This is a genomic window from Nevskia sp., from assembly GCF_023266035.1.
Classification (GTDB): Bacteria; Pseudomonadota; Gammaproteobacteria; order Nevskiales; family Nevskiaceae; genus Nevskia.
The window spans coordinates 1-20,669 of the sequence record NZ_JAHFRY010000090.1 but is presented as its reverse complement, the minus strand read 5'-3'; the positions used below and the strand labels follow the sequence as shown (position 1 = coordinate 20,669).

Sequence of the window (20,669 nt, the reverse complement as noted above, 5' to 3'; positions counted from 1 at the left end):
ACCGCACCGGCGAGCACCGGCATGACCGCGATCAGCAGATAGGCAGTGATCAGCCAGGTCCAGACGAACAGCGGCATCTTCATCAGGGTCATGCCCGGCGCGCGCATGTTCATGATCGTGACCACGACGTTGATCGCACCGGTGATCGACGAGATGCCGAGCATGTGGATCGCGAAGATGGTCAGCGGGAACGAGGCGCCGCCCTGGAGCACCAGCGGCGGATACAGCGTCCAGCCGCCGGCAGGGCCACCGCCTGGCAGGAACAGCGTCGACAGCAACATCGAGAACGCGAACGGCAGGATCCAGAAGCCCCAATTGTTCACTCGCGGCAGGGCGAGATCGGAGCAGCCGATCATCATCGGCACCATCCAGTTCGCCAGGCCGACGAACGCCGGCATGACGCCGCCGAAGATCATGACCAGCGCGTGCAGCGTGATCATCTGGTTGTAGAACTCGGGATCGATGAACTGCATGCCCGGCTGGAACAGCTCAGCGCGGATCACCAGCGACATCAGGCCGCCGATGAAGAACATCGTGAACGAGAACCACAGATACAAGGTACCGAGGTCCTTGTGGTTGGTGGTCTTGATCCAGCGCATCACACCCTTGGCAGGGCCGTGATGGTGATCGTCATGGGCGTGGTCGTGCCCGTGACTGTGATCGTGGCTGTGGTCGTGCGTGTTGGCCATGACTCGGTGCTCCTGACTCAATCTGGATTCTTGAAGGTTGCGACGTTCAGCGCGCGGATCAGCGCAGCTTCTTGACCTGTTCTGCAGTGGCGGCGTCGCCAACCTTGTTGCCGAGGTTGTTGCGCGTGTAGGTCACGACCGCGGCGACGTCGGCGTCCGACAGATGGGCGAACGGCGGCATCGCGTTCTTGCCCTTCAGCACCTGGGTGATCTGGGCGTCGATCGGACCAGCGACCAGCTTGGAACCGGTCAGCGCCGGGAAGGTCGGCGGCAGCCCGGCACCGGTGGCCTGATGGCAGGCGGCGCAGTTGCCGAGGAACAGCTTCTCGCCAGCCTTCGAATCCGCAGCCGGCGCAGCAGCGGCCGGAGCCGGTGTCGGAGCAGCCGCTGCGACTTCCGTCGGCGCGGCTTCGGCTGCCGGCGCAGCCGGTGCATCGACAGCAGCATCGGTAGCGGCAACCGGGGCCGCAGCGGCGACTTCGGCGCCCCCCTTCTGCTTGGCGAGCCAAGCGGCGTAATCGGCTTCGCTCATCGCGTGGACGACGATCGGCATGAAGCCGTGGTCACGGCCGCAGAGCACGGTGCACTGACCACGGTAGATGCCTGGCTCGTTGATCTGCGTCCACATTTCGTTGATGAAGCCCGGGATCGCGTCCTTCTTGATCGCCAGATCCGGAACCCACCAGCCGTGGATGACGTCGTTCGAGGTCAGCAGGAAGCGAACCTTCTTGCCGACCGGCAGCACCAGATAGTTATCGGTGTTGTGCAGGTAATGCGGCACGGTCTTCGGGTCGACGCCGGAGTGCAGCTGGCGCGCCTTGTTCGAGTCCGGATCGAGCGTCGAGAAGAAGCTGACGCCTTCGCCGACATATTCGTACTGCCACTTCCACTGGTAGCCGGTGATCTTCACCGTCATCGCAGCGTTGCGCGTGTCGTACTGCTTGATCAGCGTGCCGGCGGCCGGCACAGCCAAGCCGATCAGGATCACGAACGGAATGATCGTCCAGATGATTTCGACGGTGGTCGAGTGATGGAACGTCGCCGGCACCGGATGCTTCGAGCGACGGTGCGCGAAGATCGAATAGAACATCACGCCGAACACCACGATGGCGATCACCACGCAGACCCAGAACGCGGCCATGTGCAGATGCCAGACCTCATTGCTGATGTCGGTGACGCCCTTCGGCAGGTTCCAATAGGCGTTTTCCATCGTGTCTGCAGCCTGCGCCGCAAAACTTCCGGCCATGCCGGTCATTGCGAGTGCAAGGCCACGCAGGCCGCGAATCAGGTTCGACATGTCTACTTCAGCCCCATATGTAGGAATCAGTTGCAGTCCGGCGCCGCGCCTTTTGTCGCCACAGGCGACCCGGCACGCCAGCCGGCCAGTATCAATTCACGCAATCTTGTTGCCAGCCGCTCGCGTTCCCCGTCCGTCAAGCAACGCCCCAGTTCGAGGCTTTGCGACCCGTTGACCAGCTTCAGCCGGCTTGGATCGTTGCGATGCGGCCCCATTTCCAGCTGTACCCGCGTCATGGACCTAGCCCAGTCCACCAACAGCGCAGCACCTTCTCCGCTCATGCCGCATTCGACCCGCAACCGCTGATCGTCGAACTCGATCACTTCCCGATAACGATTGCGACGCAGGCTGACCTGCAACGCCCAAGCCAGCGCCGCCAGCTCCAATCCCGCAAACGGCAGGACCGGCCAGAAGCCGTGCCAGGTGAACAAGCCCGCGATGCTTAAGCACACCGTCGCCATCACCAGCATCACCCCTTGCGCCGCACGCACCGACATCGACGCATTCGGACGGACCACCAGCAAGGTGTCACGCACGGTGGTCACGAGACAGTCCGGACGAGTCCTTGGGATAGCGGGATTCGCAGCGGGCGGATTGTAGTGGATGAAGCGCCGGCCGCAAAGCCTTGCACGCGTTGAATCGTGCGGCTTCGGATGGGTTCTGTCCCGTTTCTGTCATAGGCTTTGCCATGCAGAACTAGCGGCTCATCATTGCCGATGTCGCTCACAGGCAGTGCAGCGGTTCAGCTTCCGCGCAGCGCCCTGAGCAAGGCGCTGACATCGATCGCCGCAGCGGCATCGCCGCCCGGCGGCAGGCAGCCCAGCAGAGGCGCCGGCAATTGCTGTGTCAGGGTCGCCACATTGTCCCGCCAGGCCGGCTGCTCGGGGGGCAGACGATTGGCGATCCAGCCGACCAGCGGCACCCGCCGCGCAATCGATTCCGCCGTCAGCAGCGCGTGATTCAGGCAACCGAGCCGCAAACCGACGACCAGCAGCACCGGCCAATCATGGTCGGCGACCCAGCCCGCGTAACTGGAACGACCCGCCTCGGCCGACAACGGCACCCGCCAGCCACCCGCGCCTTCGACCACCAGCACCTGGCAATCCGACGCCAACCGCGCATGGGCGGCATCGAGCACCGCGAGGTCGATGTCAACGTTCACCGCAGCCGCCGCAAGATGCGGCGCAATCGGCGGTTCGAAGGCATAAGGATTGACGTCGGCATAGGCCAGGGGCCGGCCAGTCGCAGCAAGCAACGCCAGGGCATCGTCGTTGCGCAGGCCATCCGCCGTGCGCTCGCAACCGCTGGCGATCGGTTTCATCGCGCCAACCCTGAGCCCTTCTGCGCGCAATGCCCGGATCAGCGCGCACGCCGTGCGGGTCTTGCCGACGCCGGTGTCGGTACCGGTGACGAAGATCGTCAGTGACACGGCGTCGTCAGCGACTGCTGCCGGGTGGCAAACGACAACTACCAATCGCTTCGATCAAGCCATCGATCTGTGCCTCGGTATGCGCCGCCGACAAGGTCACGCGCAGCCGCGAGGTACCGGCCGGCACCGTCGGTGGCCGGATCGCCGCCACCCAGTAGCCGTGCTCGAACAAGGCGCGCGACAAGGCCATCGCCCGCCCGGCATCGCCGACGATCAGCGGCTGGATCGGCGTTGTCGACGCCATCAGCTGGAACGGCAGGCCATCCCCGAGCGCCGCGATGCCGGCGCGGAAACGGGCGATGTTCCGGGCCAGTTGCGCCTGATGCTCCGGCTCGCTGCGGATGATCGCCAGGGCAGCGCGCGCGGCGGCGGCGATCGCCGGCGGCGGCGCCGTCGAGAACACCCAGGTACGGGCGCGCTGGATCAGGAATTCGATCAGCGCTTCTGAGCCGGCAACGAAAGCGCCCGACGCACCGAGGCTCTTGCCGAGCGTGGCGACATAGACCTCGGGCGCATCGGCGCCCGGATAGCGAATGCCCGGAGCCGGCTGCACGCCGAAGCCATGGGCATCGTCGACGATCAGGGTTGCGCCGCTACGTTTCGCCAGTCGCGCCAGCGTCGGCACTTCGGCTTCGTCGCCGTCCATGCTGAAGATCGAATCGCTGACGATGCCGATCTCGCCACCCCGTTCAACGGCCTCGATCAACGCCGCATCGATCGCCGCCACATCGCCGTGCGGCGCGCGCACATAGCGGGCGCCGGACAAGCGCGCGCCATCGATCAGGCTGGCGTGGTTGAGCTCGTCGCAGATCAGCGTGTCGTCCTTGCTGAACAGCGCTCGCAGCAGACCAAGATTCGCCGCCCAGCCGCTGGAGAACAGCAGCACGCGCTCGCGGCCGCAGTAATCGGCCAGCTCTTCTTCGAGCTTCGCGTGCTCGGCGTTGTAGCCGGAGATCAGCGCCGCCGCGCCGCTACCGGTGCCGACCCGGGACAGCGCCGCGCGGCCGGCTTCGGCCACCCGCGGATCGCTGGCCAGACCGAGATAGTCATTGCTGCAGAAGCTGATGCAGGCCTTGCCGCCGACGCTCAAGCGCACGCCGTGGCTGCCGTCGATGACCCGGCGCTGGCGATACAGATCGGCAGCGCGCAAACGTTCCAGCTCGTGACTCAGGCGGACATCGAGCAGCGATGGCCCGACCACCGGAGCGTTCATTCGTCGCAGCAGGCCATCTGCGGGCTGCAGGCGTCGGTGGCGACGTCCGCGTGATGATGGTCGAGATGGGCCGAGCCATCGACGCGCTGCTCGGTGCGCATGCCGAGCTTGGCCAGCAGCGCGCGATCGCGGGCGTTCTGCGGATTGCTGGTGGTCAGCAGGCGTTCGCCGTAGAAGATCGAATTGGCACCGGCAAAGAAGCACATTGCCTGGGTCTCGTCGCTCATCTGGGTGCGGCCGGCGGACAGGCGCACATAGCTCTGCGGCATCATCAGGCGGGCCACGGCGATCATCCGCACGAAGTCCAAAGGATCGAGCGGCGCGGCATTGGCGAGCGGCGTGCCTTCGACGGCCACCAGTTCGTTGATCGGCACCGATTCCGGATGCTGCGGCAGATTGGCCAGCGCGCGCAGGAACTCGACTCTATCGGTCTCGGACTCGCCCATGCCGACGATGCCGCCGCAGCAGACCTTGACCCCGGCTTCGCGGACATTGGCCAGCGTTTCCAGGCGATCGTCGTAGGTACGGGTGCTGATGATCTCGCCGTAGAACTCCGGCGAGGTATCGAGATTGTGGTTGTAGTAGTCGAGACCGGCGCTGGCCAGGTTCTTCGCCTGCTCCGGCTTCAGCATGCCGAGCGTGACGCAAGTTTCTAGGCCTAGGGCCTTCACTTCGCGGACCATCTCGGAGACTTTCTCGATGTCCTTGTCCTTCGGCGCGCGCCAGGCGGCGCCCATGCAGAAGCGCGTTGCGCCATTGGCCTTGGCATCGTGAGCGGCCTTGATCACCTCGGCGAGCGGCATCAGCGGCTCGGCCTTCAGGCCGGTCTTGAAGCGCGCGCTCTGCGGGCAGTAGCCGCAATCCTCGGGGCAAGCGCCGGTCTTGATCGACAGCAGGGTGGACAGCTGCACCGCATTGGGATCGAAATGCAGGCGATGAACGCTCTGAGCCCGGAACAGCAGATCGTTGAACGGCAGCGTGAACAGCGCTTCGACTTCGGCGCGCGTCCAGTCATTGCGAACGGGAGCGGAGAGGCTGCTGGGCGACGGCGCGAGGGCGAGCGACATGGGGGAATCCGGACGGTGAACAAGACGCGCAGTGTTTCCGCCACGCCCGACTGCTGTCAACCGAAAGGCCGCCTCTATGGTTGACGTGATTGCCGCATTGAAGCGCTGGATCGTCCCATCCGCCTGCCCGCTGTGCGCCGGCCCAGCCGATCCGGGGACGATCTGCGATGGCTGCCGCAACAGCCTGCCGTGGAACCGCATCGCCTGTCCGGTCTGCGCCTTGCCGCTGGCTAGCGCAACCGCCCACGTCTGCGGAAGCTGCGCGGCAGAAGCGCCGTATTTCGACAGTGCGCTGTCGGCATTTCGCTACCAGCCGCCGATTGCCGGGGCGATCGCCGGGCTGAAGTATCACGCGCAGTTCCGGCAGTCGCGTTGGCTCGGCGGCGAACTGGCGATGCTGGTCGCGGCCCGTCCCGAGCCGTTTCCCGAGTGGCTCATTCCGGTTCCGCTGCACCCGAAACGCCTGCGCGAGCGCGGCTACAACCAGGCGCTGGAACTGGCGCGCGGCATCAACCGCGTGCTGGCGATCGACATCGACTGGCAAGCAGCAACGCGCATCCGCGAGACCGCCGACCAGATCGGCAAGCGCGCCGTTGAACGCCGCCGCGAAGTGCGCGGCGCGTTTGCCGTCGATGGGCGAATCGCCGGCTGCCATCTCGCACTGATCGATGATGTGATGACCACCGGCAGCACCGTCAACGAACTGGCCCGCGCCTGCCGGGCAGCCGGTGCTACGCGGATCGAGGTCTGGACCGCGGCGCGGGTACCTTAGCTCAGCAGCGCCCAATTCAGCGCAGATGGCGATCGAGGAAATCGGCGCCGCGCTGCACCGCCGCGCCATCCATCAGGAACGCAGCGATATGGCCGAGGCCGCGCAGCAGGTACAGCTCGTTAGTCACGCCGACGGCATCGAGCGCCGCCTGGTAGTCCAGCGACTGATCGAGCGGCACCAGCATGTCCCAGGTGCCGTGGTACAGGAACACCGGCGGATCGCCGGCCGTCACGTACGCGGCCGGCGAGGATTCGCGGAACGCCACCGAGTTCTCGCTCCAGTGCTCGCCGAGGAAATTCGGCACCAGGGTGCCGCCGTGGAACTTGCGCAAGTCGGACGGAATGCCGCCGGCGACCACCACTTTCAGCCGCGCATCCTCGGCGTACAGCCGATCACCAGGACTCAGGCCACCGACCAGCGCCGCCAGATGGGCACCGGCCGAATAGCCCCAGGCGCCGATGCGGGCCGGGTCGACTTGATAGCGCTCGGCATTGGCGCGCAGCCAGCGCAGCGCCTGCTGCACGTCCTCGACCGGCGCCGGAAACAGCGCCTCCGGCACCAGCCGATAGGTGATGTTGACCGCCACGTAACCACGCTTGGCGACCCGTTCAGCCAGCGATTCCACCTGCTCGCGGTCGCCGCTTTTCCAGCCGCCGCCATGGATCACCAGCACCGCCGGCCAGCGTTCGCCGGATGGCGGGGCGCCGCTCGGCGTGTAGACATCGGCGAACAGTGCCTTTGGCCAGTTCGACGGCGTGAACAGCTGATCGCGCTGCACGCTGTAGCCGCGCTCGATGCGGGCCGGCTGCGGTGCTTCCGGCTTGCCGATATGGCGGGCGCAGCCGTTGCTGAGCAAGGCGGCCGGCAGCAGCGCCGCGGATACGAATCTGAGCATGGGGAAATCCGGGTTCAGTGACCTTCGGCGCGAACTGCGCCGTCAGCTGCCATTACGGCCGATGCGGCGATCGGGATTCCGACCCGTTCAGGGCCTCAGCCGCTGATCGAGAAACTCGACGCCACGCATCAGCGCATCCCGGCCGGCTGGCCCGAGCGAATGACCGACGCCGGGCAGCAGCAACAGGGTATTCGGCACGCCGGCAGCGGTCAGCGCATCGCGGTAGACGATGGCCTGCTCGGGCGGCACGGTCTTGTCGGCATCGCCGTGAATCAGGAACACCGGCGGATCGTCGGCCGAGACATGGGCGATCGGCGAGGCTTCGATGAAGACCTTCGAGCCCGCACTCCAGCGCTCGCCGAGAAAGCTTGCCAGCGATTTGTTGCCGCCGCCGCCATCGCGGAAATCGGTCGGCGTGCCAGCACCGACCACCGCCTGCACACGAGCTTGCGCGTCGTACAGCCGGTCGCCGGGACTCAGGCCGGCTTCCAGCACCGCGAGATGGGCGCCGGCCGACGAGCCCCAGAGCGCGATCCGTTTCGGATCGACGCCGATCGTCGCCGCGTTCGCACGCACCCAGCGCACGGCCTGCTGCACATCCTGCAATTGCGCCGGATAGATCGCATCCGGCACCAGGCGGTAGTCGATGGTCAGCGCGACATAACCGCGTGACGCAAGACGCTTGGCGAAGCCCGCGAGCTTCTGCCGATCGCCCTTGTGCCAGGCGCCGCCATGCAGCGCGACGACAGCCGGCCAGCCGTTCGCCGGCACAGTGCCGCCCGGCGTGAACAGATCACCGGACAGCGCGGTCGGCCAGCCGGCCGGCGTGTAGATGACTTCGCGCTGTACCGCGGCACCGCGACCGGCCGAGCCGGCACTCGCCGGGCTGGCAGCTACTGCATCGTCGTCATCGTCATCAGCGTCTTTCGCGTGGACGCTGACGATCAGGCCGCAGAGGGCCAGCAGGGCAGCGGCGAGCGGCAATCGAAACCAGGTGGCAGCAGGCATCGGGGAAACCTCGTTCAGAACGGTGGCAGCGAGACAGCGAGCCCCAGAAAGACCAGCGCACCAATGCGATTGTTTCCAATAAACGCAGAAAAACAGGCGGCGCGCTCGCGATGCCGCACCTGCCAGAGCTGGTGCGCTGCGAAAATCGCCGCCAGCAACAGGCCGGCGTAGTACGGCCAGCCCAGTGCGATCCGCCAGCCGGCGAACGCCAGCAGCAACAGCGCGGCCGCTTGAAGCAGGCCGACGATCAGCCGGTCGAAACGGCCGAACAGGATGGCGCTGGACTTCACGCCGACGCGCAGATCGTCATCGCGATCGACCATCGCATACAGCGTGTCGTAAGCCATTACCCAGCACAGGTTGGCGGCCATCAGGAGCGCCGACATCGGCCAGTCGACCGTACCCGACACCGCTGCCGACGCCATCGGAATACCCCAGGAAAAGGCGATGCCGAGATGCGCCTGCGGCAGGCTGTGAAAGCGCTTGGCGAACGGATAGCTCGCCGCAAGGACGATCGCCGGCACGGTCAGCCACAGCGCGGCGGCATTCAGCGGAGCGGCCACGGCGAGCGAGATCAGGCCGAGCACGACGAACAGGATCAGCGCTTCTTTCGGTGTCGCCCGGCCCGAGGCCAGCGGCCGCTGACGGGTGCGTTCGACGTGGCCATCGAACTTCCGGTCGGCAAGATCGTTGATCACGCAGCCGGCGCTGCGCATCAGCACGGTGCCCGCGATAAAGATCGCCAGCAGCGCGAGCGGTGGCAAGCCGCCGGCCGCGAACCACAGCGCCCACAAGGTTGGCCACAACAGCAGATAGATGCCGACCGGCTTGTCGAGCCGCATCAGCTGGGCCCAGACCTGCCAGCGTTCCCGCAGACGTTCGCGAATCATCGAATGGTGGAAGTCAGAATTTCCGGATCAGCACGACGCCGGCAACAATCAGCAGCGCACCCAGCGCACGCCAGCCATTGAGACCGTGCTGCACGAGACCAAAGGCACCGACCTGATCAAGCGCCAGAGACATCGTCAACTGACCGGCGACGATCAACCCGAAGGTCAGCGCCACGCCGAGGATCGGCGTCAGCACGATGCTCAGGATCAGATAGCTCGCGCCCAGCAGACCGCCGCTGAGCCACTGCCACCAGGGCACGTCGCTGGTATTCGCCGGCCACGGCGTGCGGCTGACCAGGACTACGGTCAGCAGCGCCAGAGTGCCGACGACAAACGACACCAGCGCCGCCGACATCGGCGCGCCCAGGTGACCGCGCAATTGAGCATTGATGCCGGCCTGGAACGGCAGCAGCGCGCCAGCCAGCAGGGCCAGCGCCATCGGGACGAGAGTCTTCATCTCGCCATTGTGCCAGCGCGGCCATGACCGCCTGCGGTTCTACAAACCACCGAGGCCTATGGTCTTCAGCAGCAACCGGATCAGGCCGCCACTCCAGCCGAGCACGCCGGGCGTCTGGCTCAGGGTGATCGCGATCGCCAGGATCAGGAACGGGAAGGCGATGTAGCCGAACAGCGCCGTCGACACCTTGCCGGCGCGCGGCTGGTTGCAGACGATGTTGCTGAGCACGTCGTCATACTCGAAGCGCAGTGCGTAGTGACCGGACAGCAGGCCGACGATCGCCAGCAGCGCCAAGTTCAGCAGCAGGAAAGGAGTCGCGCCGGTGACCGGGAACAGATACAGGATGGCGACGCCGGTGAGCGTCGACAGCGTCGCGCCAAGGCCGACGAAGCGGAACAGGAACAGCTCGCCGGTGAGGTAGACGAACAGCGCGAGACGCGGCTGTGGATCGCGCGAACAGCCGCCCGTGAACAGCGCCTTCAGTCCATCAATGATCTGCTCGCGGCGCTGCTCGTCGCTCAGCGAACGCGGCCGATCGTGGCCGCGCAGCCGCTGAGCCTCCGCACCGCCGCAATGATTCCAGGCCGCCACCGGCGTGCGCGGGAACGACAGCGGCGCGCCGACGTTCTGCGGCCAGCAGCCGAGACCGCCCTCGGCAGGTACGGGGGCAGCACCCTCGGTGCTCAGCACCCGCTGCCGAACATAGGTGCTGACCGCGAGAATTCGCTTGCCCAGGCTGATCTGCGCGCAAAGCAGCGCCAGCGCCGTCATCGTGGTGATCGCCAGACAGCTCAGCGCCGCCCGCGATGCATCAGGGCCGAACACGGTCTGACTCAGGCCTTCATAACCGATGATCGACACTAGCAGCGCACCAACCAGCGCCAGGCCGATCAGCAACAGCGGATCGCGCCAATGGAGGAAATGCTGATAGGCGTCGGCTACGTCGACGAAGCTTGATGGTCTGGACTCCTTCGCTGCGTCAGCATCTTCACCGGCTGCCACGCGCAGCAGCGCCGCGTTGCGATTGGTGCGGGCCACGGCAGCGAGGATGGTGGTGAACGCCATCAAGGTGACGGTTGCGGCGAGCACCAGCACCAGTTGATAGGCGAGGCCCGATTCCGGATCGAGGCTCAAGCCAGTGAGCGCCGCGGCATCGATCAGCCCCGGCTGCTTCAGGCCATCAAGCCGCAGCCGCTCGAAGAACCAGACCGCCGCCAGGGCCAGCCACAGGATGAGGGTCCAGGCGGTGCGCGGCGTCGTGCGTTCGAGCGCAGAAACATGGACGCCGGGGCGGATCGCCATCTGGCGCAGGATCGGGATCACGTAGACCAGCAGCGCCACCAGCGCCAGGCAAGTGAGCACGGCGAGCAGGCTGTCCAGCGCGCCGGCCACCAGCAACAGCGCGGTGATCACCAACGGATAGGCCAGCGCCATGCCCGCCACCCGGCTCGCCGGTCGCGCGATCCAATCCCAGATCTTCAAGTCGCCGTGGGTGGAGAAGTATTCGCTCAGCCACAGCGTGACGATGGTCAAGCTGTAGATCACCGTCAGCAGGCCGATGTGTCCTTGCAGCCAGGCCCGGAGACCGGTCACCGAGACGCGGCTGCTGGTCAACGGGCGGACCTGGTCGTAGCCAACGACGTGCAACAGCGGCGGGCGTTCTTCGCAAGCCGTGCCGGCCGCGACATCAGGACAGTTCGCAACACCACGGCCGATCCGCGAGACCGCTTTCTGCAGGATCGCCTGTCGATCGGTCGACCAGTTCGAACGTCGCTGATTGCCATTCCCCGCTTGCCGCTCGAGACCGGCGGCGTCGCGGCAGTACAGATCATTGGTCTCCAGGCAGTCGAGTTCCGACGAGGCCAGCGTCAGTACGCCGCGGCTAGCATGGGCGAAATCTGGATGGGCGAGCAGGCGATCCGTCTCGAAATCGATCAGCAGCACTCTCGGCAGCAGCCTGCGCACCTGATCGAACAGGAAGGCGCGATCACGGACATCGGTAGCGACGACCACGACCATCTCCGGCCGGTCGGCCTTGAGCCGGTCGAGCACATCAGTCAGCTCCAGTTCAACGCTGGCGGCGGTCAACCGCGACTGCTGACTTTCCGGCAGTTCGCTTTCGATATCGCCGATATCGGCGATCGGCAGATGCCGCTCGCTGACCGGCAAGGGCAGCGGATTTTTGCTGCGCAACGCATCGGCCTCTTGCTGGGCGCCCTGGCGGATGCTGGAAATGTTTGACGGGAAGCCGATCTGCGTCGCGCCGTCGCAGAGGCTTTTTTGATCCTCGCTCAGGCGGTCATACAGCGTGGTGTTCTTCGCCGGGCAGATGCTGGTGCCGAACACCGTCGATTCGCTGAGGAAGGCGACGCGCTTCGGCGGGATGCCGTACTGCGCGGCCAGCTGCGCCAGCGCCAGCATCTTGTGATCGTCGCCGACCGCCAGTTGCTGGAAGCTCAGCCGCGGCGTGCCGCCGCTGTCGCCCAGCATGGCGGCGAGGAAATGATTGCTGCGCGCCGTGGTGCTGCTCGATACCGCGCACAGGCCGGACGGTGCCGTGCCGAGCGCCCAGGTGCGCTGTGCCAGTGCATCGAGCGAGCCAGAGAACACCGGCCCGAGCACCAGCAGTTGATCGGCCGCGCAGCCATGAAAGGCCGCCAGCCGAATGCCGGGAGCGCGGCTCAAGTCTTGGCCGACACAGTGCGCGACGGCACTCGGAACCTCGCGCAACTGCGCATGGATACGCGCCAGCACGGCATCGACGGCCGGCGCGTGCAGGCCATCAGTCGCGGTTTCCGGTAACAAATAAACTGCGCGCAAGGCCGTGCCCCTGCTGATCGGCTGGCCCGCCTGCGGCGGATTGCGCCAGCCATCGTCGCGGAACAGCAGCAGGCCGTAATCGCTGCTGCGCGTGGCTACGCCGTTCTTCGAGGGCAGCCAGGGCAGGTCGTAGCGATCGAGCACGTAGCCGCCATCGAGCATGCCTTGGGTGATCGCCGCGATGGTCTGATCGTAGCCACGGCGGTGGCGCGGAATGCGTGGGTCCGGCACGGCGGCGGCGAGCAGATCGAGCGCGCAATAGTCGGCGTACTGACGGGCGATGTCGCTATCGGCCTTGAACGCGGGCACAGCGCTGACGGCGGGCGCTTCAGCGCTTGCTTCGCCAGCAACGAGCGTCACAGCCAGCGTGACGCCGATCAGCAAGCGCCGGAATGAGGCGGCAGCCAAGCCTACGTTCATGTGTTTTCCCCGAAGCCCGCGCATGGCTCGTGGCCAGACGCTTTTGCTGGTGCCGCCAGTGATGCTGGCGACGTGGTTCAGGGATAAGCGATCAGCAGTTCGAAGTAAATCACCGCGCGGCACTCAAACCTGCGCATAGCGATCCGCGTCACCAATCCAGCGCGCGATCATCCGCTTCGCATCCTTCGGCGACTTCAGCCACCAGTCATCGGCAAGCTTCTGCAGGCCGGGAATCAGCGCCGAGTCGCGCACCGGGTCGGCGATCTTCATGCCGATCAGCCCGGTCTGGCGTCGGCCGAGCAGTTCGCCGGGGCCGCGCAGTTCGAGATCTTTCTGGGCGATGACGAAGCCATCGGTGGTGGTGCGCATCACATCGAGGCGCGCTCGCGAACCTTCACCGAGCGGCGGCTGATACATCAGCAGACACTGGCTGGCAGTGGCGCCACGGCCAACCCGGCCTCTGAGCTGATGCAGTTGTGACAGGCCCAGCCGCTCGGCGTTGTCGATGATCATGATGCTGGCGTTCGGCACGTCGACGCCGACTTCGATCACCGTGGTCGCGACCAGCAGCTGTGTGGCACCGCTCTGGAAGGCGCGCATCTGCGCTTCCTTCTCGGCGGCCTTCAGGCGGCCGTGAACCAGGCCGACCCGCAGCTCCGGCAGTTCCTCGTGCAGCTGGCGATAAGTTTCCTCGGCAGCCTGCGCCTGCAGCTCGGTGTTCTCCTCGATCAAGGTGCAGACCCAGTAGGCCTGGCGACCGAGCCGGCAGGCTTCGCCGATCCGCGACAACACATCGAAGCGGCGCTCGTTCGACAGCACCACGGTCTGTACCGGCGTGCGGCCGGGCGGCAGTTCGTCGATCACCGAGACATCGAGATCGGCGTAGACGGTCTGCGCCAGGGTCCGCGGGATCGGTGTCGCCGACATGATCAGCTGATGGGGCGTGACGCCGGCCGGGCCCTTGTCGCGCAGTGCCAGCCGCTGGCCCACGCCGAAGCGGTGCTGCTCGTCGACGACGACCAGCGCCAGCTTCTTGAACTTCATGTCGCCCTGGAACAGCGCGTGGGTGCCGACCCAGACCGGCGTCTCGCCAGTCGCCGCGCGATGCAGCGCGGCATCACGCTCGGACTTCTTCATCTTGCCGGTCAACAGGCCGACATCGACACCCACCGCGTTCAGCCAGGCGGACAAGGTGCGCGCGTGCTGCTCGACCAGCAGTTCGGTCGGCGCCATCAGCACCGATTGCAGGCCACTCATTGCGGCGCCGAGCATCGCTGCAGCAGCGACCACGGTCTTGCCGGAGCCGACGTCACCCTGGATCAGCCGCAGCATCGGCTGGCCAGCGGCGAGATCGTGAGCGATATCGGAAATCACCCGACGCTGGGCGCCGGTCAGCGCGAACGGCAGCTTTTCCTGCAGCTTCGCCGACGCCGGCAGCACCGCTTCGATGCGCGCGCCGGGCGCGGCCTTGGTCTGCTTGCGCAGCAGGCGCATGCACAGCTGATGGGCCAGCAGCTCCTCGCGAACCAGACGAATCTGCGCCGGATGGCGATCGAGCAGCAGATCGCCGAGATCGCGGCCATCCGGCTCGTGCAGAGTGCGCAGCGCTGCGAGCGTCGCCGGGCCACCCAGACTAGGAAAATCGGCGAGGTAATCCGGATCGTGCTGGGCCACGGTGAGCGCCTGCTGAATCAGCGCCCGGACTCGGGTCTGGGTGATGCCGGTGGTCAGACCGTAGATCGGGGTCAGCCGGTCTTCCGGCGGCAGTTGCACCGCCGTTTCGGCGACCCGGTATTCGGGATGAACGATCTCCGCACCATTGTTGCCGACCCGCACGGTGCCGAAGGCGCGCAGCCAGTGGCCAGTGACCATCGCCGCTTTCTGCGCGTCGTTGAAATGGAAGAAGCGCAGTACCAGGCTGGCCCGGCCGTCGTCGATGACCACGCGCAACCAGCGCTTGGCACCGAAGCGCACCTCGGCCGATTCGATGCGTCCGCAGACCAGCGCTTCGGCGCCGTGGACGACCTCGCCGATCGGCACGATGCGGCGGCGATCTTCATAGCGGATCGGCAGATGCAGCAGCAGATCGCGCACGCGCTCCAGGCCGAGCGGCTTCAGCTTCATCGCGACTGCCGGGCCGGCGCCCTTGAGAAAGGTCAGCTCGGTATCGAGGGTCAACGCTGGCCGTTGACCCGGCCTTGACTGGCTGCGGGAATCGCTCATCGCCGCGTGCGGCCGAGGGGGTTCTGGCTTAGCCGAGCACCATCACCGCATCCGCCTCGATACGAGAGCCGCGCGGCAGGCTGGCGACACCGATCGCGGCGCGCGCCGGGAACGGTGCGCTGAAGTACTGGACCATGATCGCGTTGACCGTCGCGAAGTGGCCGAGATCGGTCAGGAAGATGTTCAGCTTGGCGATGTCGCCGAGACCACCGCCGGCAGCGGTGCAGACCGCGCGCAGGTTCTTGAACACCTGATGGATCTCGTCTTCGATGGTCGCATTGACCATGGTCATGGTCGCCGCGTCGAGCGGAATCTGGCCCGAGAGATAGACGGTGTCGCCGATCTTCACGGCCTGGGAATACGGGCCGATCGCGGCGGGCGCGTCATCGGTATGAATGATCTGGCGGGACATGCGGTTTCTCGTTCGTGGAGGCTGCAAGCTTGGGGCAAAGGCCTTGATGGTCGCTGGCCCGATTGCCCCTGAAATGCCCGCGACACTAGCGCGGTTGCGGTGCGCCGCGCCAGCCTGCGATCAGATGCGGATGACGCGCTGCACGGCTTCGAGCCGGCGCAGGCGGCGCAGCACGCGCGCCAGATGGACGCGATCGCGCACGGTGATCACGAAGCGCATTTCCAGCGCCGTATCGCCGCCGCCGCGTTCCGGCATCTGCACATTCTCGATGCCCGAGCCGCCGCCGGCGATTTCGCCAGCAACGCCGGCGAGCAAGCCGCGCCGGTTCTCGGCCTTGAGCTTCAGTTCGGCGAGGAAATCGCCCTGCACGCTCGGCGCCCAGATCAGCGGCACACGTTCCTGCGCTGCGCCCTTGCGCGCCGACACGTGCTTGCATTCGAGGCGATGGACAACGATGCCGCGGCCGATCGAGACATAGCCGCAGATCTCGTCGCCGGGAATCGGGTGGCAGCACTTCGCATAATCGATGACCAGGCCTTCGGTGCCTTCCACGGCCAGCGGTACGCTTTCACCAGGGATCGTTGCGGCACTGGGATCAGGCAGGAAGTGGCGCGCTACCAGCGGCGCCAGGCGGCTGCCGCTACCGATCGATACGTACAGGTCTTCGATGTCCTGCAGGCCGAAAGCCTTCAGCACGGCGCCGGTCGATTCTTCCTTGAGCACGGTCAGCGGCACGTTCAGTTCGCGCAACGCAATTTCCAGCAGGCGGCGGCCGAGGCGGATCGCTTCGTCCTCGCGCTGATTCTTGAGGTAATTGCGGATGTGCTGACGCGCCTTGACCGTCTTCACGTAGTTCAGCCAGGCCGCGTTCGGCCGGGCATGACGCGCGGTGATCACTTCAATGGTCTGGCCGTTCTTCAGAATCGTGTTCAGCGGTTCCAGCTGCTGATCGATGCGCACGGCGACACAGTGATCGCCGAGTTCGGTATGCACCGAATAGGCGAAATCGACCGCCGTCGAGCCGCGCGGCAGTTGCCGGATGTGGCCCTTCGGCGTGAACACGTAAACCTCGTCCGGGAAGAGATCGACCTTGACGTTGTCGATGAACTCCAGCGGTGCGGCACCAGTTTGCGCGGCGAACAGGTTGCCGAGCCATTCACGGGCACGGACCTGCGGCGCACTCTGCGAGTCGTTCTTGCCGCTGACCGACTTGGTGGCGCCCTTGGTTTCAAGCTTGTACTGCCAGTGCGCGGCGATGCCGTTCTCGGCGATGTGGTGCATGTCGCGGGTGCGGATCTGCACTTCGATCTTGCGGCCCTGCGGGCCGATGCAGGTCGTGTGCAAGCTCTGGTAGCCGTTGACCTTCGGACTGGCGATGAAATCGTTGAACTGCTCGGAGATCGGCCGATAGGCGTGGTGGATGACGCCGAGCGCGCGATAGCAGTCATCAACCTTGGTAACCAGCACGCGAAAACCGAGCAGATCCATCACGTCGAGAAAGCGCAGGCGCTTGCGCTGCATCTTTTCGTAGATGCCGTACAGGTTCTTCTGCCGGCCGACAACGCTGGCGCCGATGCCTTCTTCCTTCAGCGCCCGTTCGAGCTTGTGCTCGATTTCCTTGATCAGCCCCTTGGTGTCGCCAAGCCGGTCATTGACTGCCTTGCGGAACACTTCATAGCGATTTGGATAGAGGTTCTGGAAGGACAGATCTTCCAGTTCCATCCGCAAAGTATTGATGCCGAGACGCTGGGCGATCGGCGCATAGATCTCCAGCGTTTCCAGCGACACGCGGCGGCGCTTGGCCGGCTCGACGCCATCCAGAGTGCGGACGTTATGCAGGCGATCGGCGAGCTTGACCAGGATGACGCGCAGGTCCTGCGCCATCGCCAGCAACAGCTTGCGGACGTTTTCGGCCTGGCGCTCGGCGCCGGACATGCCTTCGACTTTCTGGAACTTCGACACACCATCGACCAGTTCGGCGACATCGCGGCCGAACAGGCGGGCGATCTCTTCCTTGCCGACCGGGGTGTCTTCGATCACGTCATGAAGAATCGCGGCACAGAGCGTGGTCGCGTCCAGCCGCATCTCGGCGAGGATCTTCGCCACCGCCAGCGGGTGATAGATGTACGGCTCGCCGCTCGACCGGTTCTGGCCGGCGTGCATCTTGGCGCCGAACTCGTAGGCGCGGCGCACTTCGGAAATCTGCGGTGCCGGCAGATACTCCTCGAGGATCTTGGTCAGCGCTTCGATGCCGTACTCACGCGCGACTCTTTGCGTGCGAATGGCGGTGCCGATGCGCGTGATAACCGGGATATCCATGGTTTGAGTATAGACGCGGCTTGCGGGCCCCCGGACCGTAGGCCACGAAAAAGGGGCCTTGCGGCCCCTGATCGTTGCAACGTATGCGGTGTCGCTTAGAGATCGAAGCTCGGATCGAGCGCTTCGAGTTCCATCTTCGGCTGCTGTATCGCCGGCAAATCAGCTTCCGAGAGCACGCCGGTGTCGATGTAGCCGTGAGCGATTTCCTTAAGGCTTAGCACGGTCGACTTGTGGTTGCCCCAAGGCAGCTTGGCTTCGGCACCGCGAGCAAGCTGACGGGCGCGCTTGGCGGCGACCAGGGTCAGTTCGAACTGGTTCGGGATGCGGTCCAGACAATCTTCAACGGTTACACGGGCCATGGGCTTGTCACTCTTGTACTGCGGGAAGTCGCGGATTATAGCGGCGGCGTGAGCAGCGTGCCAGAAGCCGGCGTTTTGACCTCATCGCTCACTCGTCGAGCAGGCTGGTGATCAGGTTTTCATAACGCGCCTGCTGGGTAGCGCCGCGCATCCGCCGAGCGACGAAGATCGCCGCCATCTCGTCCAGCGCGCGATCGAAATCGTGGTTGACCAGCAGGTAATCATATTCGCCGTGATGCGACATCTCCGCCCTCGCCGCGTGCATGCGGGCGGAGATCACCTCGTCCGTGTCCTGGCCGCGAGCGCGGAGACGCCGTTCCAGCTCGGCTGACGACGGCGGCAGGATGAACACACTCTGCACGTCCGAACGCCGGGCGCGAACCTGGCGAGCGCCCTGCCAGTCGATGTCGAGGATGACATCGATCCCCTGGCCCAGCAGTTCCTTGGTGCGGGTCAGGCCGGTGCCGTAATGGCGGCCGAAGACCTCGGCGTGCTCGAGGAAGTCGCCGTGCTCGACCATCGCCGCGAACGCCGCGTCATCGACGTAATGGTAGTGCACGCCTTCCTGCTCGCCGGGTCGCGGCGTCCGCGTGGTGTAGGACACCGAGATCTCGGCCTTCCAGCCGCGCTCGGCAAGACGGGGCAGCAGCGCCCGGGTCAGACTGGTCTTGCCGCCGCCACTGGGCGCCGACACGATCCATAAGGTTCCTGGGATCAGTGATTCGTTCAAGGTATTTTGACTCTGTCGATGAGCAGGAAGCGGCGCGAAGCAGGCAAGCCAGCCGTCGTCACTCGATGTTCTGAACCTGCTCGCGCATCTGCTCGATGATCACTTTCATCTCGACTGCGCAGCGGGTCATTTCGGCATCCTGCGACTTGGAAGACAAGGTATTCGCTTCGCGATTGAGTTCCTGCATCAAAAAATCCAACCGGCGGCCGACGGCTTCTTCGCGAACCAGCGTATCGCGCACTTCGGTGAAGTGGCTGCCAAGCCGGGACAGCTCCTCATCGACATCGAGACGCTGAGCCGCAAGTGCAGCTTCCTGTGCAAGGCGGGCAGGGTCCACGTCGACACCCAGTTCGGCAATCTTGGCGCGCAGCCGATCGAGCCAGGCGTCGCGAACCTGAGGCGCCCGCACTTTCACGCGCTCGACCAGCACTGCCATCGCATCGAGACGTTCGATCAGGTAAAGCTTGGTGCGCTCGCCTTCGCGGCTGCGGGTGGCGGTGAAGTCATCGAGCGCGGCCTGAAACAGCTGCATGGCATCGGCCAGCGGCACCGTGATGTCCGGCGCGCTGTCCGTCCTTACCACGCCGGGCCAGGCCAGCACCTGAATCGGGTCCGGCGCTGTCGAGGTTCGCAGCTGACCAGAGATCTTTTCGACGGCAGAGAGCACGGCGGCGAGGCGATCGGTATCGATCTGCAAGCCGCCAGCGATGCCGGTGTCCCGGCTGTAGCGCAAGCCGGCTTCAACCTTGCCGCGCCCGATACGCTGGGTGGCCAATTGGCGCAGATCGTTTTCCATCGACCGGAACTCTTCCGGCAACTTGAATTGCAGCTCAAGGTAGCGATGATTGACCGAACGGAGCTCCCAGCTGAGCCGGCCGGAAGGGTTTTGTTGTTCTGCGCGGGCATAGCCCGTCATGCTGCGGATCATGGATTTTTGTTCAAGTCGCGAGGCGAGCGTGCGGATTGTACTGGTGCTGCTGTGGTGCATGGGTTTGGCGGGTCAGACGGCGCTGGCGGCGCCGACGCTGAACTATCGCGTGGTGCGAACTGAGGCCCATGACGCCACAGCCTTCACGCAGGGACTGGCCATTGCAGACGATCAATTGATCGAAGGCACTGGCCTTTATGGGCAGTCGCACCTGACCGTCCGCGACCGTGCGTCCGGCAAGCTGCTGTACTCAACCAGCCTGACAACCGGTGAGTTCGGCGAAGGCGTGACCGTCGTCGGCGATCGAATCATTCAGCTCACCTGGATGAACGCGGTTGCCTACGTCTACGACCGAACTCTGAAGCCCGTCAGCAGTTTCCCGCTCAGCACCGAAGGCTGGGGGCTTGCTTACGACGGGCACCGGCTGATCCTTAGTGATGGCTCATCGCGTCTGCATTTCCTTGACCCGCTGACCTATATCGAGAACAGCCACGTTGACGTGACGGACCAAGGTCGGCCTGTCGATCAGCTCAATGAGCTTGAGTTCGTCGACGGCTTTATCTACGCCAATGTCTGGCAGAGCGATCGAATCGCCATCATTGATCCGGAGTCGGGAGTCATCCGGGCCTGGCTCGATCTCGCGGCCCTTAAAGGCAGGCTGCCCCACGGCAGCGGCTGGAGCGCGCAGGACTTCGTTCTGAACGGCATCGCCGTGATTCCGAAGAACGGACATCTGCTGGT

Annotated in this window: 19 protein-coding genes; 2 read left to right on the top strand and 17 right to left on the bottom strand. The window is 65.4% G+C overall.

What is annotated here, in order from left to right:
* From Q0D45_RS14425 to bioB, 6 genes are all read right to left on the bottom strand, one after another.
* The coding region (locus tag Q0D45_RS14425; protein WP_293394032.1) for a cbb3-type cytochrome c oxidase subunit I at window positions 1–689 on the bottom strand (689 nt) is incomplete at its 3' end.
* Between the two features lie 58 nt (window positions 690–747).
* Window positions 748–1,986 carry a cytochrome c oxidase subunit II gene (coxB, locus tag Q0D45_RS14420; protein ID WP_293394030.1) on the bottom strand — a complete coding sequence of 413 codons (1,239 nt, stop codon included), beginning with the start codon at window positions 1,984–1,986 and terminating at the stop codon, window positions 748–750.
* A gap of 26 nt (window positions 1,987–2,012) precedes the next feature.
* Window positions 2,013–2,531 carry a DUF2244 domain-containing protein gene (locus Q0D45_RS14415; RefSeq protein WP_293394028.1) on the bottom strand — a complete coding sequence of 173 codons (519 nt, stop codon included), beginning with the start codon at window positions 2,529–2,531 and terminating at the stop codon, window positions 2,013–2,015.
* A gap of 197 nt (window positions 2,532–2,728) precedes the next feature.
* Window positions 2,729–3,415, bottom strand: coding sequence for a dethiobiotin synthase (gene bioD / locus Q0D45_RS14410; RefSeq protein WP_293394026.1), 687 nt, complete (start codon window positions 3,413–3,415; stop codon window positions 2,729–2,731).
* A 7-nt stretch (window positions 3,416–3,422) separates the two neighbouring features.
* Window positions 3,423–4,628 (bottom strand): 8-amino-7-oxononanoate synthase, encoded by a 1,206-nt coding sequence (locus Q0D45_RS14405; protein WP_293394024.1) that lies wholly within the window; start codon window positions 4,626–4,628, stop codon window positions 3,423–3,425.
* Window positions 4,625–5,695, bottom strand: a complete 1,071-nt coding sequence (gene bioB, locus Q0D45_RS14400) for a biotin synthase BioB (protein WP_366946456.1) — start codon at window positions 5,693–5,695, stop codon at window positions 4,625–4,627. The genes Q0D45_RS14405 and bioB overlap by 4 nt, the downstream gene beginning before the upstream one ends.
* Before the next feature lie 76 nt (window positions 5,696–5,771).
* Here bioB and Q0D45_RS14395 point away from each other — a divergent pair, with 76 nt between their 5' ends.
* Window positions 5,772–6,467: a ComF family protein gene (locus Q0D45_RS14395; protein ID WP_293394022.1), complete on the top strand. Its 696-nt coding sequence runs from the start codon at window positions 5,772–5,774 to the stop codon at window positions 6,465–6,467.
* A gap of 16 nt (window positions 6,468–6,483) precedes the next feature.
* Here the strand turns inward: Q0D45_RS14395 and Q0D45_RS14390 are convergent, their stop codons facing one another.
* The 11 genes from Q0D45_RS14390 to Q0D45_RS14340 form a co-directional block, all read right to left on the bottom strand.
* Entirely contained in the window at window positions 6,484–7,362 is an 879-nt protein-coding gene (locus tag Q0D45_RS14390; RefSeq protein ID WP_293394020.1) for an alpha/beta hydrolase, read from the bottom strand.
* Window positions 7,363–7,449: 87 nt separating this feature from the next.
* Window positions 7,450–8,370 (bottom strand): alpha/beta hydrolase, encoded by a 921-nt coding sequence (locus Q0D45_RS14385; RefSeq protein ID WP_293394018.1) that lies wholly within the window; start codon window positions 8,368–8,370, stop codon window positions 7,450–7,452.
* Window positions 8,371–8,384: 14 nt separating this feature from the next.
* Entirely contained in the window at window positions 8,385–9,260 is an 876-nt protein-coding gene (gene ubiA / locus Q0D45_RS14380) for a 4-hydroxybenzoate octaprenyltransferase (RefSeq protein ID WP_293394016.1), read from the bottom strand.
* A 13-nt stretch (window positions 9,261–9,273) separates the two neighbouring features.
* On the bottom strand, window positions 9,274–9,717 hold the full coding sequence (locus Q0D45_RS14375) for a DMT family transporter (RefSeq protein WP_293394014.1): 444 nt from the start codon (window positions 9,715–9,717) through the stop codon (window positions 9,274–9,276).
* Window positions 9,718–9,756: 39 nt separating this feature from the next.
* Window positions 9,757–12,957, bottom strand: a complete 3,201-nt coding sequence (locus Q0D45_RS14370) for a hypothetical protein (RefSeq protein WP_293394012.1) — start codon at window positions 12,955–12,957, stop codon at window positions 9,757–9,759.
* A gap of 123 nt (window positions 12,958–13,080) precedes the next feature.
* Window positions 13,081–15,180: an ATP-dependent DNA helicase RecG gene (gene recG, locus Q0D45_RS14365; protein WP_293394010.1), complete on the bottom strand. Its 2,100-nt coding sequence runs from the start codon at window positions 15,178–15,180 to the stop codon at window positions 13,081–13,083.
* A 28-nt stretch (window positions 15,181–15,208) separates the two neighbouring features.
* Complete coding sequence (locus tag Q0D45_RS14360) at window positions 15,209–15,592, bottom strand: RidA family protein (protein WP_293394008.1); 384 nt, start codon at window positions 15,590–15,592, stop codon at window positions 15,209–15,211.
* A gap of 120 nt (window positions 15,593–15,712) precedes the next feature.
* A complete protein-coding gene (locus tag Q0D45_RS14355; protein WP_293394006.1) occupies window positions 15,713–17,911 on the bottom strand; it encodes a bifunctional (p)ppGpp synthetase/guanosine-3',5'-bis(diphosphate) 3'-pyrophosphohydrolase in 2,199 nt (732 codons plus the stop codon).
* A 95-nt stretch (window positions 17,912–18,006) separates the two neighbouring features.
* Window positions 18,007–18,270, bottom strand: coding sequence for a DNA-directed RNA polymerase subunit omega (gene rpoZ / locus Q0D45_RS14350; RefSeq protein WP_022974882.1), 264 nt, complete (start codon window positions 18,268–18,270; stop codon window positions 18,007–18,009).
* An 88-nt stretch (window positions 18,271–18,358) separates the two neighbouring features.
* Window positions 18,359–18,988 carry a guanylate kinase gene (gene gmk, locus Q0D45_RS14345; RefSeq protein WP_366946458.1) on the bottom strand — a complete coding sequence of 210 codons (630 nt, stop codon included), beginning with the start codon at window positions 18,986–18,988 and terminating at the stop codon, window positions 18,359–18,361.
* Between the two features lie 70 nt (window positions 18,989–19,058).
* The gene (locus Q0D45_RS14340) at window positions 19,059–19,916 is read right to left on the bottom strand and encodes a YicC/YloC family endoribonuclease (RefSeq protein ID WP_293394034.1); all 858 of its coding nucleotides are present in this window, start codon (window positions 19,914–19,916) and stop codon (window positions 19,059–19,061) included.
* Here Q0D45_RS14340 and Q0D45_RS14335 point away from each other — a divergent pair.
* A partial coding sequence (locus tag Q0D45_RS14335; RefSeq protein WP_293394002.1) for a glutaminyl-peptide cyclotransferase occupies window positions 19,915–20,669 on the top strand: 755 nt, incomplete at its 3' end. The genes Q0D45_RS14340 and Q0D45_RS14335 overlap by 2 nt on opposite strands.